Genomic DNA, 14,978 nt, shown 5'->3' with positions numbered 1-14,978 from the left:
ATCATGGATAACAACCCCTCCCGCCGCGGTGTCCTGTCTGCCGGCGGAGTACTCCTTGCAGGGCTCACCATGGGTCTGTCCGCCTGTGCCCAAAAGGACTCCCTGGCCGACCAGGCACGCGCCGGCGACAACAAGAACTACGTGGCCGGCGATGGCTCCGTGACCGAGTTCGCCAAGGCCGACCGCAGCGCCCCCGTGCAGCTCCAAGGCACCCTGTTCAACGGCTCCTCCGTCAAGCCGGAAGACATCGTCGGCAAAGTCACCGTGCTGAATTTCTGGTTCGCCGCGTGTGCGCCCTGCCGTGTCGAAGCCCCTCAGCTGGAGGCCCTCCACCAGGAGTTCAAGGACCAGGGCGTGCAGTTCTTCGGCGTGAACCTCCGGGACGAGAAAGCCACGGCAGAAGCTTTCGACAAGACCTTCAACATCACCTACCCCAGCTTCAATGACCAGGACGGAGCCGTGTTGCTCTCCGTGTCCGGGATCGTGCCTCCAGGCGCCGTGCCCACCACGCTGGTCCTGGACAAGGAGGGCAGGGTGGCATCCCGCGTGCTCGGCGAGATCGAGAAGAGCACTTTGAAAGCGCTCATCACCACCGCGGCAGCCGAGTAGCCAACCATGAACAGTCCCTTCGCCGAGACGATCCTCAACGGGTCCTTGCTCCTGGCCGTGCCCGTGGCGCTGCTGGCCGGGCTTGTCTCGTTCCTGTCGCCCTGTGTGCTGCCGCTCGTCCCGGGCTACCTGGGCTACGTGACAGGACTGACCGGCGTCGACCTCCAGCGCCAGCGGCGCGGCCGCATGCTGGCCGGAATCGGCCTGTTCGTCCTGGGCTTCTCGGTGATCTTTGTCCTGCTGGGCGGCGCGTTCGGCCAGCTGGGGACACTCGTGACCGGCCGCCAGAACGCGTGGATCACCCAGATTCTGGGCCTCTTGGTGATTCTGATGGGCGTGGTGTTCATGGGTGGGTTCTCGTGGTTGCAGCGCGATGCGAAGATCCACGCGAAGCCGCCGGCCGGCCTGTGGGGTGCGCCCCTGCTGGGGCTGACGTTCGGGCTCGGCTGGGCGCCCTGCATCGGTCCCACCTACTCCGCCGTGCAGCTGCTCAGCCTCTCCGGCGGTTCGTCGGCGGCCAAAGGCGCCCTGCTGGCGTTCATCTACAGCCTTGGCCTGGGCATCCCGTTCCTGCTGATCGCCTTGGCGGTCCGCCGCGGCATGGGTGTGATGGCCTTCTTCCGGAAGCACCGCCTGGCAATCCAGCGGACCGGCGGAGGCATTTTGGTTTTGCTCGGCATCCTGATGGCCACCGGTGTGTGGGGCATGTGGGTGACCGAGTTGCAGTACTGGTTCCAAACCGACGTGAAGTTGCCGATCTGATGAGCGAGTCCGTGAAAGCCAAGAAGAAATCGCCAACCGCCGGCGAAGCCCCGTCCGAGGGTGGGGACAAGCTCCAGCAGGCCAAGTCCGACGCCGCCCTGCCCGCGCTCGGTGTCAAGGGCATGATCCGCTGGGCCTGGACGCAGCTGACCAGCATGCGCACTGCGCTGTTCCTGCTGCTTCTCCTTGCCATCGCTGCGGTCCCCGGTTCGCTCTTCCCGCAGCGGCCTGCCAACCCGTCGGTGGTGACGCAGTACATCAAGGACAATCCGTCTTACGGCGAACTCCTGGATGCGCTCCAGTTGTACGACGTCTATTCTTCGGCGTGGTTCTCGGCCATCTACCTCCTGCTGTTCATCTCGCTGATCGGCTGTGTCACGCCGCGTGCGATCGCCCACTACAAGGCGATGAAGTCGCAGCCGCCCCGCACGCCCAAGCGCCTGTCCCGGCTTCCGGAGTACGGCACCCTGGTGCTGCCCGCCGACGCCGGGATCCCGGCGTCGAAGGCCATCCATGACGCCGCCGGGCTGCTCAGGAAGCGCGGCTACCGCGTTGAGGTAAGGGACGCCGACGGCGACCTGCCGAACCTGGGTGCCGAGCGGGGATTCATGAAGGAAGTTGGAAACCTGGTCTTCCACACCTCCCTGATCGGCGTGCTGGTCTCCGTGGCCATTGGCGGCCTCTTCGGCTACAGCGGCCAGCGCATCCTGGTTGAGGGCGACACGTTCGTCAATACCCTGGTGGGCTACGACCAATTCACTCCAGGCACCAACTTCCAGAGCAGCTGGCTGCAGCCCTACTCCATCCGGCTGGATAAGTTCGAGGCACAGTTCGACCGCGAATCGGCGGGCAAGATCGGCCAGCCCATCGACTTCACCGCTGATGTGACCACCAAGGATTCCCCGGACGCACCGGAGCAGAAGGAAGTCCTCAAGGTCAACGAGCCCGTGAGCCTGGGCGGTACCAGTGTCTACCTGACCGGTAATGGCTACGCCCCCGTGGTGACGGTCCGTGACGGCAGCGGAAACGTTGCCTTCCAGGGCCCGGTGGTTGCCAAGCTGCAGGGCGACAACTACTACTCGTCCGTGGTGATCAAGGTTCCGGACGGCCGGCCCGAGCAGCTGGGCTTTGTGGGCTTCTTCCTTCCCACGGCCTATGTCACGGACGACGGCGTGTCCTTCAGCGCGAGCCCGGAATTGTTCAACCCGCAGCTAAGCCTGAACTCCTACTACGGGGATCTGGGCCTGGACAAGGGTGTGCCGCAGAACGTCTTCGAACTCGATGTCTCCGATCTCCAGCAACTCAACGGGCGGGACCTGGAAGCCGGGGGCATTACGCTGGCACCGGGCATGACCAAAGACCTGCCCGACGGCAAGGGAAGCATCACCTTTGACGGGGTCAAGAAGTACGTGGGCGTGGACATCCACCACAACCCGGGCCAGCTTTATGCCCTGATTTTCGGCCTGCTTGCAGTGGCCGGCCTGGTGACTTCGCTCTACATCGGCCGCCGCCGCGTCTGGGTCCGCACCGGAACCCACCAGGACGGCCGCACCATGGTGGAGTACGGCCTCCTGGCGCGCGGTGAAGACCACCGCCTCACCGGTGAAGCCGCAGCACTGCGTGAGCTCTTTGCCCGTGAGTGGCAGGTTTCCACCGATACCACCAATGCCTCCAATACAGTCTCTTCCACAACCTCGAAGGACCAGTAATGCCCGTCATCAACGAAACCCTGGGCCAGTACAGCGAGCTGTTCATGCTGCTCGCGGCCGGAACGTACACCGTGGCCTTCATCGCCTTTGCGTGGGACCTGGCCAGGAGCAGCAAGACCCTGCGGGCAGTGGACCTGAAGGCGGCCGCCTCGTCGGCTGCCACGAAGGTGGCCGTGGCGGCCGGCAGCGCCGGTGCAACAGCCGGAACTCACGACGACGGCGGGCCGGCTGACCGGGCCGGGCGTCCGGCGTCGGGCATCTCCTTGGAGGAATCCACGGCGGCAGGCGACATGAAGTACGCGGCCGAGCGCCGCGTGCCTGCCCGCGTGGGTGTGGCGCTGACTGTCCTGGGCGTGCTGATCCATGGCGCCGGCGTGGTGACCCGTGCCCTGGGCGCCGGCCGCGTGCCCTGGGGCAACATGTACGAGTTCCTCACCACGGGCGCCTTTGTGGCTGTGGCAGTGTTCCTGATCGCCTTGATCCGCCGCGACCTGCGATTCCTGGGCACGTTCATCGTTGGCTTGGCCATCATCATGCTGGTGGCCGCCTCGGTGGCGTTCTGGACCCCCGTGGGCCATCTGGTTCCTGCGCTCCAGAGCTACTGGCTCATCATCCACGTCTCGATCGCTGTCCTGGCTTCGGCGCTGTTCACGCTGACGTTCGCCATGTCCGCGCTGCAGCTTGTGCAGTCCTACCGGCAGAAGAACCTGGCCGCCGGCCGCGCCGACACCCTGGGCTTCATGCGGCTCGTGCCCAGCGCGCTCAGCCTGGAGAACCTCTCCTACCGGATCAACACGGTGGCGTTCGTCGGTTGGACCTTTACGCTGATGTTCGGCGCCATCTGGGCAGAGAAAGCCTGGGGCCGTTTCTGGGGCTGGGACCCCAAGGAAGTGTGGACGTTCGTGATCTGGGTGGTCTACGCCGGCTACCTCCACGCCCGCGCCACCCGTGGTTGGACCGGAACCCGTGCGGCATGGCTGTCCATTGTGGGCTACGCCTGCGTCATCATCAACTTCACGCTGGTGAACACGGTCTTCAACGGACTGCACTCCTACTCCGGCCTCTGAGCCGCGCATCCCGGCCCTGAACAGGGCTTCTGTCCGGACCGGGCCAGGCTGGCCCGTCATGCCGCCCTGACCGGCGTCGGCCGATTCAGTAATTGAGCCTTTTGCGCGCCCAAGGCAAGTGCTAACTTGTTGGGAACCCGCTTGTGATGAAGACCGCATGCGCTATGCCGTGTTCTTTTTCGAGGTAACCATGAGCTACGTTCTCGCCATTGACGTCGGGACAAGTTTCACCGCAGCAGCCTTGATGAAGCCCGTTGAACGGGTTGGACCAACGGAGCCCTCCGCCTCAGGTGCCGCTCCAAGGCCCGCCATCCTGCCCTTGGGACTGCACAGCAATGCCGTGCCCTCGGTAGTGTATTTCGCAGAGGACGGTCGGGTCCTGGTGGGCGAGGCCGCCGAGCGCCGGGGCCTTGATGACCCCGCACGGATGGTGCGCGAGTTCAAGCGCCGCATCGGCGACTCCGTACCCATCGCGGCAGGGGATTCGTGGCTGGCTCCGGAAGAGGTTTTCGCCCACATGGCCCGCTGGGTGGTGAACCGGGCGGAGGAGCGCGAGGGTGGTCCGGCGTCCGCCCTCGTCCTGACCCATCCTGCGTCCTGGGGCGGACACCGCACCGCCGTGGTGCGCGAGGCCCTTGCGCAAGCCGGCCTCCCGGAAGTCACCCTGATCAGCGAACCCGAGGCCGCCGCCCTGCACTACGCTTCCCAGACGCGTGTGGAGGACGGCAGCACGATCGCGGTCTACGACCTGGGCGGCGGGACGTTCGACACCGCGATCCTTCGCAAGGTGGCGGCCGGCGATTTCCGGCTTCTTGGCGATCCGGACGGCATCGAAACCCTGGGCGGCGCCGACTTCGACGCCGCCGTTGTGCGTCATGTGGTTGATTACCTGGGCGGGACAGTGGCCGCGCTTGACCCCGAAGCGCCGGAAACATTGGCCGGGTTGTCCAGGCTGCGCCGTGAATGCCGTGAGGCCAAGGAAGCGCTCTCCGCAGACAATGAAGCAACCATCTCAGTGTCTCTGCCGGGGACGCAGCAGTCCATCCGTATTGTGCGGTCCGAGTTCGAGGACCTGATCGAGGCACCGGTCCGCAGCACCGTGGAGGCCCTTGAGGGAAGCCTGGAGCGCATGGGGCTGGCACCTGAGGACCTGAGTGCCGTGCTGTTGATCGGCGGCTCCTCGCGCATCCCGCTCGTGGCGGAACTGATCTCGGCAGGGCTGGGCCGGCCGATCGCCGTCGACGCCGATCCCAAGTCTTCCATCTGCCTCGGTGCCGCGGCAGCGGTGGCCGGCGCCCTGGGCCTTGGTGCCGCCTCCAGTCAGGAGGAAAGCCCGACGGCGGCTGGTCCGGTCGCTGCGGCTGTACAGGCCCGCGGAACACAGGAAACAAAGCGATCGGAGTTCCCGGTAGGGGGCACCGCGCAGCACCTTTTTGCCCGGGCGCACGCCCCGGGCCACCGGACCCACCCGGCTGCCGGACGGCACGCGCCGCGGTCACGGGTGAAGATGACGGCCGCGGCTGCGGCGGCCGCCACGGTCCTGACGGTGGCCACTGCCACGGCCGCGCAGAGCCCGGACGGAAGCGGCTTGCTGGCGTCGGTGTTCGGGGCGCAGGCTGCGGATGTCATTCGCGACGGCGGCACTCCTGCAGGCGGCCAGCAAGCCGCCCAAGCACCCGCCGGTGGGACGGACTCTGTCCCGGCGACCGGACGGCCGGCGTCGGGATTGGAGGCCAGCGCGCGCAGCGGAGCGGCGCGGACGGGCGCCACCCGGCCCCAAACCCCTACCCGGCAAGGTACCTCAGGTTCCGGGGCGGGGTCCGCGGGCTCCGGTACAGGTACGGCTGCCGGCGCCGGAAGCGCAGCGGGACCTGCTGGAACCACCACCGGCAGCGGAACAGGGACCGGTACGGGCGCCGGAACGGGCGCGGGCACCGGAGGAACAGCGACGGACGGAACGGGCGGAACCACCCCGGGCACGGGGACGCCGGCGCCGGATCCCGGGACCACTCCCACAACGCCAGGCGGAGCCGCAAGCGGTCCTACTCCGGACCCGACCACCCCGACCGTGCCCACCACGCCTCCCGTGGTCAACGACCCCACCACGCCACCTGTGGTCACGGACCCTGTGACCCCGCCGCCCACCGGGCCAACCACACCGCCGGCAACAGAACCACCAGCGCCCGCCCCTGAACCGCCGGCCACCCAGGACCCCGTGCCGGACCCCGCTCCCACCATCACTGAAAGCAGTCCCGGTCCGGATCCCGCGCTGACCCCCGGAGCGTAGGCATGGGCAGGGCGCACGCCGGAGCCGATTCCACCGCGGCCGGAGCCCAGCCGGACCTCCAGATGCTGGCGGCCGGGTTGAGCGGCACCACGGCATCTGTCAGGGAACTGTTGCTGGCACTGTCAGCCGGGTTTACGCTGCCGGGGCCACTGCCGGCCACCCTCGAATCGAGGAAGGACCTGGGCGTCATCATCGAAACGGCGAAGGAGAGCGGGCTCCTTTCCGAGGACGGCAGGGTGGTGGGCACGGTTCAGCACGCTCTCCTGACCGGCACACCGGACGCCCATCTGCACGCCCTTCAACGGGAGCTGGTGGACAAAGTACTGTCCGCCGGACTGCCGTTCACTGATCTGGCCCGGGAACTGGCCCGCGGTGGTTTGCACGACGCCAGGGTGGCGGCCGAACTCGAGCGGGCTGCCGCCGTCGTGGTTGATACGGACCCGCGGCTGGCAGCTGACCTGTTTGCCGAGGCCCTCCTTGCCGGGGCCGATGAATTGGACAAGGCCGCACAGCGCGCCCAGGCCGCGGCGGCGATCGGCGAGCTGGACACCGCAGGCCGGCTGGTGGACCGGCTGCTGGCCATGCCGGATCCGCCCGGGCTGCTGCTGGGCGTAGACGTGGCCGCGTCCGTATGGTCGCAGCGCGGGATGCTGGCCCGGGGCGCCGACACCTACAGCTGGCTGGGCAAAGAACGTCTTGGTTCCTCGGCTCCATTGGCTGCCGTTGCGCTGGCCGGCTCCGGCGACCTGGCCATGGCCGAAGCCGTCCTTGACGCCAACCGGATGTCCGGCTCACCGACCCTGCTGGCGGTCTCCTTGTCGCTGACGGGGCAGGGGCTGCGGCAAACACTAGGCCCCGAACCTCAACTGGGTTTGCCGGACCTCATCCGCGCCTCGGACATGATGAATGCGGCCGGGACCGTGATTCCCATGCCGGAGACCCCTGCCGCCCTCGCTGCGTTGTGCGCGCTGCACGGCGGCGAGCCCGCGCTTGCTGAAACCATCCTGAGATCGGCGTTGACGGCCGGGCAAGGCGGCGACCCGGCAAGACCCCGGCACTTCCTGCTCCTGGCCTGGTCCCTGATGCACCGCGACAACGCCGACGAAGCACGGCTGGCAATCAACGAGGCCCTCAAAGCGAACCCGTGGAACCTCCCGCCCAGGGACGCGTTCCTGCATGCTGCCCTGGACGTGGGGCTGGCCCGTCGTGGCGGTGACGTCCACGAACTGGTGGTGGCCTGGGACCGCGCACGCGAGGCGATGATGCACGTGTCCGTGGACCTGTTCAATCTGTTGCCGTGGGGTGAACTGATGATCTCGGCGGCGCGCCTGCGGGAGACGCCCAAAGCTGCGCACTACCTGTCCGCTGTCCCGGAACTCCTGGAACGCCTTGGCAACCCGCCGCTGTGGGCCGTGCCGGTGCACTGGGCAGGGGTGGAAGCGGCGTTGCTGGCGGAAGACCCGGCCGGACTCGCGCCCCACGCGGCAGCCCTGGTGCGTGCATCGGAGCACAGCCACTTGGCTTCAGTGCTCGCCAGGGGCGGCCGGGCCTGGGTATCCGTGCTGGCCGGGCGCTTCGAAGCCTCCGATGTCGAGGCAGCGGCCCGTGGTCTTGCCGCCGTGGGGATGCCCTGGGAGGGTGCCCGGCTGGCAGGCCACGCCGCCGCGCACGCCGACGAGCGGCGCGACATGGTCAAGCTGCTCGCCTGTGCCCGGGACATCCACCCGCCGGCTTCCGGCGGCAACGCACCGGGAATACCGCAACAGGTAGCGGCAACGGACCCGCCCCCGGAGACCCGGGCCGACGCTGCTGGGCTCAGCGCCCGGGAGCGGGAGGTTGCCCGGCTGCTGCTGGAGGGCAAGACCTACCGGGAAATCGGGGAGGCGATCTACATTTCCCACCGCACCGCTGAGCACCATGTGGCCCGGATGCGGCGGCGACTGGGGGCAGAAAGCCGTTCCGAACTGCTCTCCAGGCTCCGGATTGCCCTTGCGGAGGGGTACCCGGACCGGGAACATCCCCCTGAACCCCCTCTTGGTCCCCCGCGAATCCCCTAACGCCCGGGGTGCGGGTAGGGGGACCACACCCGATGCCCCGCCCACCCCCACCTCAATACGTTGGTTCCAAGCCCGGCAAAGGCGCCGGGCGGCAACCACCAACCACAGAATTTGAGGGAGCATCCAATGCCTACACTCGCACAACAGCTCGTGCAGTTCCTGATGAGCCTGTTCAACGATCCCGAAGCCGCCGAGGAATTCGTCCGGGACCCGGAAGCCGCCTTGGCTGCCGCAGGGCTCCGGGACGTCTCCTCCGCTGACGTGGACGCAGTCCGGCCGGTCGTGCTGGACTACGCGCCCATCAATGCCCGTTCCTCGTTCGACCGCGAATACAACACCGGCGGAAACCACGGTTCCACCGGTGGTTGGGGCGGCCGTGACAATGACGACGACGGCGGTTACGGCGGCGGCGGCCACGGCGGCGGCGGTTGGGACGGCCACGACGACCACGATGACGATCATGATGGTGGCCACGGCGGCGGTTGGGGGGACCATGATGACGATCACGACGGCGGTCACGGCGGCGGCGGTTGGGACGGCCACGACGACCACGATGACGATCATGACGGTGGCCATGGCGGCGGTCACGGCGGCGGCGACTGGGACGACCACGCCCATGCAGTCCAGCAGCTGGTGCACGTGGTCAACAACTACTCGTACACCACCACCATTGACGACCGGGACACGATCACCGACCAATCCGTGAACCAGAACATCTGGGCCGACGGAGACGTGACCCAGTTCTTCAACCAGGATGCCGTGGTCGCCTCCGGTGACGGCGCAGTAGCTGCCGGCGACGACGCCGATGTCAGGGATTCGAACAATACCGACAACTCGGTGGACAACTCCGAGGACAACTCGGTCACGGTGGACGCCCGCGGCAACAACGACATCTCCATTGGAAACACGTACGAGGACAACTCGGTCACCAAGGACTCCTACAACACCGATGTGGACCTTGACCTGGACGTGGACATCGAGGATTCGTTCAACGACGACCACTCGACGCACACGGACAACTCGCACACGAACATCCACAACACGGACTCCTACAACGAGGACTCGTACAACGACGACCACTCCAACAACCTGGAAGTTGGCGACGTGGACGTGGAGTACACCAACATCGAGGACTCCACGATCATCAAGGACAACGAGGTCACGGTCGATTACCGGGACGACCACTCCACCAACGTGGAAGTGGACGACGTCCAGGTCATCAACGACTCCATCGTGGTCCAGGACAACGAACTCGAGTACAAGGAAGACAACTCGGTCACGATCGACGACATCGACGTGGAATACACCAACGTGGAGGACAACGTGGTGGTGGCCGACAACGAACTCGACGTCGAATACAACGACATCGACCATTCAAACGTCATCGCCAAGAACGAGGTGGAGATCGACTAACAGCGCAGTTCCATCAGGCGCAGCGCCCTCTAAACGCTAAGGCCCCGGGAGTGCCCGGCAGGTGATCCATCCCCTGCCGGGCACTTCGTGGCCCCCACCACCCGGACAGGCAGGAAGGCAAGGACAGAGCGTGGCGGAAAAGACAAGCATGGCCATCTTGGTGGAACAAGGCATGGCGCTGGTAGGGGACCGGAGCGACCTGCGCCGCAGACTGGAGAACACCCTCGCCCGCCTGGCCGATCCCAGCGTCCGCGTGATCGTGGTGGGGGAGTTCAAGCAAGGCAAGAGCCAGCTCATCAACGCCCTTGTCAATGCACCGGTCTGCCCTGTGGACGACGACGTAGCCACCACCGTGCCGACGGTGGTACGGCAGGGGGATCCGGCGTCGGCGTTAGTCCTGGTGGCCGAAGGCAACCGCAACCGTGAAGCGGAGGACGAGGGTGGCGAACGCCGCCTGGAACGCCGGGTGGTCAGGCTGGAGGAACTGGCCGACTACGTGTCCGAAAAGGGAAATCCCGGCAACGCACGGAACATCGTGGCGGCGGAAGTGGCGCTGCCCCGGAAGCTTCTCACCGGAGGGCTGACCATGGTCGATTCCCCGGGAGTCGGGGGCCTGGGATCCAGTCATACCCTGACCACCCTGACAGCCCTGCCATCAGCCCACGCCATGGTGTTCGTGTCCGACGCCTCCCAGGAGTACACCGAACCCGAGCTTCGCTTCCTGCGCCAGGCCATGCGTGTCAGCCCCAACGTGCTGTGCGTCCTGACCAAAACGGACCTGTACCCCAGCTGGCGGCACATCGAGGACCTGGACCGCCGGCACCTGGCCGGCGTTGGACCCGACATCCCCCTGTTCCCCGTGTCCTCCGAGCTCCGCCTGCAGGCCGCACGCCTGCAGGACCAGGAGCTCAACGACGAATCCGGATTCCCTGCCCTGGTGTCCTGCCTGCGGAACGACATCGTGGGACAAGCCACCGCACTCCGGCGCAAATCCGTGGGCCACGATCTGGTCTCCGTTACCGACCACCTCCGGCTGGCCCTCCAGTCGGAGCTGGAAGCCCTGGAAAACCCCGCCGGTACCCCGCACATGATCGCCGGCCTGCAAGCAGCAAAGGAAGACGCAGACTCCCTCCGCAAAAAATCGGCGCGGTGGCAGATCACCCTCAATGACGGCATCACCGATCTCATAGCGGACATGGAATACGATTTGCGCGACAGGATGCGACGCATCCAACGTGAAGCCGAGACCGCGATTGACCAAGGCGATCCCGGGCCCGCCTGGGACCAGTTCGCCAGGTGGCTTGAGCAAAGCACGGCCGCAGCCGTGTCGGACACCTTCGTCTGGACCAGCGAAAGGGCCCAATGGCTGGCCGGGCAGGTAGCGGAGCACTTCTCCGAAGACGAAGTTGCCCTCCCCGCCCTCCAGGTTTCGGACACCGGTGGTGTGCTGGACCCGGTCGCGGACATCCAGGGCCTGGACGACGGAAAGCTGGGACCGTTGCAGAAGGTCCTCATCGGGATGCGGGGTTCCTACGGCGGGGTCCTCATGTTCGGTCTGCTGACCGGAATCTTCGGCATGGCCCTGATCAACCCACTGTCCGTGGGTGCCGGGCTCATGCTGGGCCGCAAGGCATACCGGGAAGACAAGGCAGCCCGGCTCAAACAGCGGCAGACCGAGGCCAAGATCCTGGTCCGGAAACAGGTTGACGACGTCATCTTCCAGGTGGGCAAGCAACTCAAGGACCGGCTGCGCCTGGTACAACGGGCCACCCGGGACCATTTCACCGACATTGCGGAGGAACACGCCCGCTCCCTGTCCGAATCCGTGGCAGCGGCACAGAAGGCAGCGGCCACCTACGCCGCCGAACGGGATTCCAGGATCAAGGACATCCGTACCAGGCTCCGCGCCGTGGATTCCCTGCACGCCGCCTCGCGCCGGTTGATGGACGCGCCCGGATCCGTGACGGCACAACAGCACATCCGTCCAGCCGCCGTGCCGGCCGAATGACCGACTCCGGAATACCCGACCTCCTCCGGCAGGCGCGGGAGGTGTTCGGTCATGACGCAGCGGCGCTCGCCGTGGTGGACGAGCTCCGGCAGCGTTGGGAAGGGCCACTCCGCATAGCGGTCGCAGGGATGGTCAAGGCCGGGAAGTCCACCCTGCTCAACGCCATCATCGGCGAGGAGATCGCTCCGACGGACGCCGGAGAATGCACCCGGATCGTCACGTGGTACCGCTACGGCGCGACGCCCCGGGTGACGCTGCACCCGTTGGCCGGAGGCTCGTTGGCCGGAGGCCCCAGGAACGTACCTGTGACGCGCGAGGATGGACGCCTTGTCTTTCCGCTGGATGGTACGCCGGCTGAGGACGTGGAGCGCTTGGTGGTGGAGTGGCCGGCGCCGGGCCTGAAGGACCTGACGCTCATTGACACCCCGGGCATCGCTTCCCTTTCCACGGATGTTTCCGGCAGGTCCACCGCCTTCCTCCTCCCACAGGACGCGCCGTCCGCAGCAGACGCGGTGATCTATCTGATGCGCCACATGCATGCAGCGGACCTGGGGTTCCTGGAATCCTTCCGGGACACCGCCGCCGGGCAGTCCGGAACAGTCAACGCGCTGGCTGTCCTGTCCAGGGCCGACGAAGTGGGTGCCGGCAGGATCGACTCCTTGATCTCCGCAGCTGTCATTTCAGAACGGTACAGCCAGGACCCGGACGTGAAATCCCTGGCACTGGGAGTTGTTCCTGTCGCGGGCCTCCTGGCCCAGAGTGCCCGGACCATGCGGCAGGCAGACTTCGATGCCCTGCTCGCTGTGGCCACCATGGACAGGGACCAGCGCGAACGCCTCCTGCTGTCCGCCGACCGCTTCATCCGGGGGACGGGAACCGCAGGCTCCGATGGCGCCGGGCAGCTGGACACGGCGACCCGGGAATCGCTGGTCAACCGCTTCGGACTCTTCGGCATCCGGCTCGGCGCGGCACTGATCCGGGGCGGCATCGACGCGCCCACCCCCTTGGCACACGAACTCGCCCGGCGCAGCGGGCTGGGACACCTGCTGGACAGCGTGGACCATCTCTTCCAGAGCCGGGCCGGGGCGCTCAAGGCGCGTGCCGCCGTCGTGGGTTTGGAAGCATTGCTCCGCACCGCACCTGCCGGGAGCGCAGAGCCGCTGGCGACCGCACTCGAACGGGTCCGGTCCGGCGCCCACGAATTCCGCGAACTGAAGCTCCTGGCCGCACTCCGGACCGGCAGCGTGCCCCTGGACCTTCGGCAGAGCGAGGAGGCAGAGCGTGTGGTGGGTGGTCACGGCGACCTGCCCGCGGTCAGGCTGGGATTGCCCCCGGACAGCAGTCTTGAGGAGATCAGCGATGCTGCACGTTCCTGCCTGAACAGGTGGCGTGCCCTGGCGGACAATCCCCTGATGCAACCGGCCGCCGTCGAAGCCTGCCGCGTGGTTCAGCGCAGCTGTGAGGGGATGTTGGCGGGCATCCCGGCCGGCCGCTGACCGACCCGCACCTATCCGCCCTCCCTGGCCCCCCGGACCCAACCAGGTCGCACTTGTGCGCGTTTTGAGCGCTCAAAACGCGCACAGCTGCGACCTACTTGGGGGTGAGCCACTGCGTGGTGGAGGGAAAGAAGAGCAGGACCAGTCCCGCGGCGGCCAGGATGTACTGGGCAGCCAGCAGGATAATGGCGAGGGCCCCGTCCCCGCCCGGCGCCACCAGCCAGTCCGCGGTCATGACCACCACTACGGCATGGAAGAGGACCACGGGGGCCAGGACCCAGCGCGCCCAGCTGCGCTGCTTGAAGGCTACGGCCACCAGCACGGCCTCCATGGCGGTCACCAAGGCGAGAAGGGCCAGGCTGCCAAGGAATACGACGGCGGTGGCGCCCTCGACTGCCTGGGCATCGCCATCCGGGACCATGCCGGCGATGACGCCTTTCAGGCGTTCGAACTGCGAGTCACGGGCCAGGAACCCGGTGACGAGGACCGCTGCTCCTGCCACGAAGCTGGCGATCCATAAGGCTTTGGAAGCCAAGGCAGGAACCGGAGGCCGCACCGCCGCCGGAATGGGTGGCGGTACCGGGAGCGAGATGCCCGGGCGTGCAGGGGGCGATGGTGGACCTGACGGGGGCCCGCTGGCTGATGATGCGGTGACAAAACTTTGGGAGGACCGTGATTCATCAGCTTGCTGGGCCATGGTTGCCTACTTCAGCTCGTCCGTGTCATGGGGATCCGGCTCGCCGCGCTTGGCCTCGCCGGAGGGGAATCCCGGGGCACGGTCCGTGGTGGCGTCGCCGGAGGTGCCATCGGATTCGTTGAGCTTCCGCTCCTTGGCCTCGAGCTCAGCCCTGAGCTTTTTGAGGCGCGCTTCTTCCGCCTGGTTGCGGCGGCGGACTTCCAGGTTGCGGAGGAACTCGGGATCGTCGTCCGGTGCGGTGGGATGCCGGCGTACCTGCGGAGCCGAGGGCTTGCCGTAAGGCCTGCCAAAGATGAACCACAGGATGGCGCCCAACAGCGGCAGGAGGATCATGACCACGATCCACGCCGGTTTGGAGATGCCGCGCGTGAGGCGCCCGTCGGTACGGATCACGTCCACGAGGGCGTAGACGAAGATGACAAGGACGACGACGACGCCAACAACCCGGAGCATGCACCAAGTCTAATCGCCGGAAGCCGTTCGCTGGATGCCTTGTTGGGGCCGTGATCAGAGTGCAACCATCACGGCGGCTAAACTTGGATGGTGGCTTTCCTGAAGTATTCCCTGATCCGTTTGGCGCTGTTTGTGCCCTTGTTCGTGCTTTTCCTGTTTTTGGGGACGGGAGTGTTCCTGGCAGTGCTCTTTGCCGGGCTGATTGCCTTTGCCATCAGCTACCTGTTTTTCCAGAAGCAGCGGGACCAAGCCACCGCTGCCATGCGCGAGCGTTTCTCCGGCCGGGCCAAGCCCATCCGCACAGCCGGTGAGGTGGAAGACGCCGCGGCTGAGGACGGCCTCGTGGAGAAGAACCCGGACGTTGCCATCGACAACGACAAGCGCCGCCCCCAGGCATAATCCCTTCGCCGCCCCGGCGTA

General features: G+C 66.7%; 12 protein-coding genes. 10 read left to right on the top strand and 2 right to left on the bottom strand.

The features are described 5' to 3' along the window. Nucleotides 1–3 precede the first annotated feature (3 nt). The 9 genes from ACPFL9_RS16330 to ACPFL9_RS16290 all read left to right on the top strand — a co-directional run bounded on the left by ACPFL9_RS16330 (nucleotide 4) and on the right by ACPFL9_RS16290 (nucleotide 13,408). On the top strand, nucleotides 4–609 hold the full coding sequence (locus ACPFL9_RS16330; RefSeq protein WP_426003904.1) for a TlpA family protein disulfide reductase: 606 nt from the start codon (nucleotides 4–6) through the stop codon (nucleotides 607–609). Between the two features lie 6 nt (nucleotides 610–615). Continuing rightward, a complete protein-coding gene (locus ACPFL9_RS16325) occupies nucleotides 616–1,371 on the top strand; it encodes a cytochrome c biogenesis CcdA family protein (protein WP_426003903.1) in 756 nt (251 codons plus the stop codon). After that, on the top strand, nucleotides 1,371–3,080 hold the full coding sequence (gene resB, locus ACPFL9_RS16320) for a cytochrome c biogenesis protein ResB (RefSeq protein WP_426003902.1): 1,710 nt from the start codon (nucleotides 1,371–1,373) through the stop codon (nucleotides 3,078–3,080). Before ACPFL9_RS16325 ends, resB begins: the two co-directional genes overlap by 1 nt. Continuing rightward, the gene (gene ccsB, locus ACPFL9_RS16315) at nucleotides 3,080–4,147 is read left to right on the top strand and encodes a c-type cytochrome biogenesis protein CcsB (RefSeq protein WP_426003901.1); all 1,068 of its coding nucleotides are present in this window, start codon (nucleotides 3,080–3,082) and stop codon (nucleotides 4,145–4,147) included. The genes resB and ccsB overlap by 1 nt, the downstream gene beginning before the upstream one ends. 157 nt (nucleotides 4,148–4,304) lie before the next feature. Next, the gene (locus ACPFL9_RS16310; protein ID WP_426003899.1) at nucleotides 4,305–6,434 is read left to right on the top strand and encodes an Hsp70 family protein; all 2,130 of its coding nucleotides are present in this window, start codon (nucleotides 4,305–4,307) and stop codon (nucleotides 6,432–6,434) included. Between the two features lie 2 nt (nucleotides 6,435–6,436). Next, complete coding sequence (locus ACPFL9_RS16305) at nucleotides 6,437–8,491, top strand: LuxR C-terminal-related transcriptional regulator (RefSeq protein ID WP_426003897.1); 2,055 nt, start codon at nucleotides 6,437–6,439, stop codon at nucleotides 8,489–8,491. 126 nt (nucleotides 8,492–8,617) lie between these two features. Beyond that, nucleotides 8,618–9,904 carry an IniB N-terminal domain-containing protein gene (locus ACPFL9_RS16300; RefSeq protein WP_426003896.1) on the top strand — a complete coding sequence of 429 codons (1,287 nt, stop codon included), beginning with the start codon at nucleotides 8,618–8,620 and terminating at the stop codon, nucleotides 9,902–9,904. Nucleotides 9,905–10,052: 148 nt separating this feature from the next. Beyond that, nucleotides 10,053–11,912: a dynamin family protein gene (locus tag ACPFL9_RS16295; protein WP_426007597.1), complete on the top strand. Its 1,860-nt coding sequence runs from the start codon at nucleotides 10,053–10,055 to the stop codon at nucleotides 11,910–11,912. Beyond that, nucleotides 11,909–13,408: a dynamin family protein gene (locus ACPFL9_RS16290; protein WP_426003894.1), complete on the top strand. Its 1,500-nt coding sequence runs from the start codon at nucleotides 11,909–11,911 to the stop codon at nucleotides 13,406–13,408. The genes ACPFL9_RS16295 and ACPFL9_RS16290 overlap by 4 nt, the downstream gene beginning before the upstream one ends. Before the next feature lie 94 nt (nucleotides 13,409–13,502). Here the strand turns inward: ACPFL9_RS16290 and ACPFL9_RS16285 are convergent, their stop codons facing one another. Together ACPFL9_RS16285 and ACPFL9_RS16280 are read right to left on the bottom strand one after the other, a co-directional pair. Beyond that, nucleotides 13,503–13,943, bottom strand: a complete 441-nt coding sequence (locus ACPFL9_RS16285; RefSeq protein ID WP_426003893.1) for a hypothetical protein — start codon at nucleotides 13,941–13,943, stop codon at nucleotides 13,503–13,505. A 168-nt stretch (nucleotides 13,944–14,111) separates the two neighbouring features. After that, nucleotides 14,112–14,558: a PLD nuclease N-terminal domain-containing protein gene (locus tag ACPFL9_RS16280; RefSeq protein WP_426003892.1), complete on the bottom strand. Its 447-nt coding sequence runs from the start codon at nucleotides 14,556–14,558 to the stop codon at nucleotides 14,112–14,114. Between the two features lie 87 nt (nucleotides 14,559–14,645). Here ACPFL9_RS16280 and ACPFL9_RS16275 point away from each other — a divergent pair, with 87 nt between their 5' ends. Then, on the top strand, nucleotides 14,646–14,957 hold the full coding sequence (locus ACPFL9_RS16275; protein ID WP_426003891.1) for a DUF4229 domain-containing protein: 312 nt from the start codon (nucleotides 14,646–14,648) through the stop codon (nucleotides 14,955–14,957). Nucleotides 14,958–14,978 lie beyond the last annotated feature (21 nt).

It is taken from the genome of Paenarthrobacter sp. NyZ202, from assembly GCF_049860755.1.
GTDB lineage: Bacteria > Actinomycetota > Actinomycetes > Actinomycetales > Micrococcaceae > Arthrobacter.
Note: the sequence above shows the minus strand (reverse complement) of the source record. Positions and strands in the feature narration are given on the sequence as shown.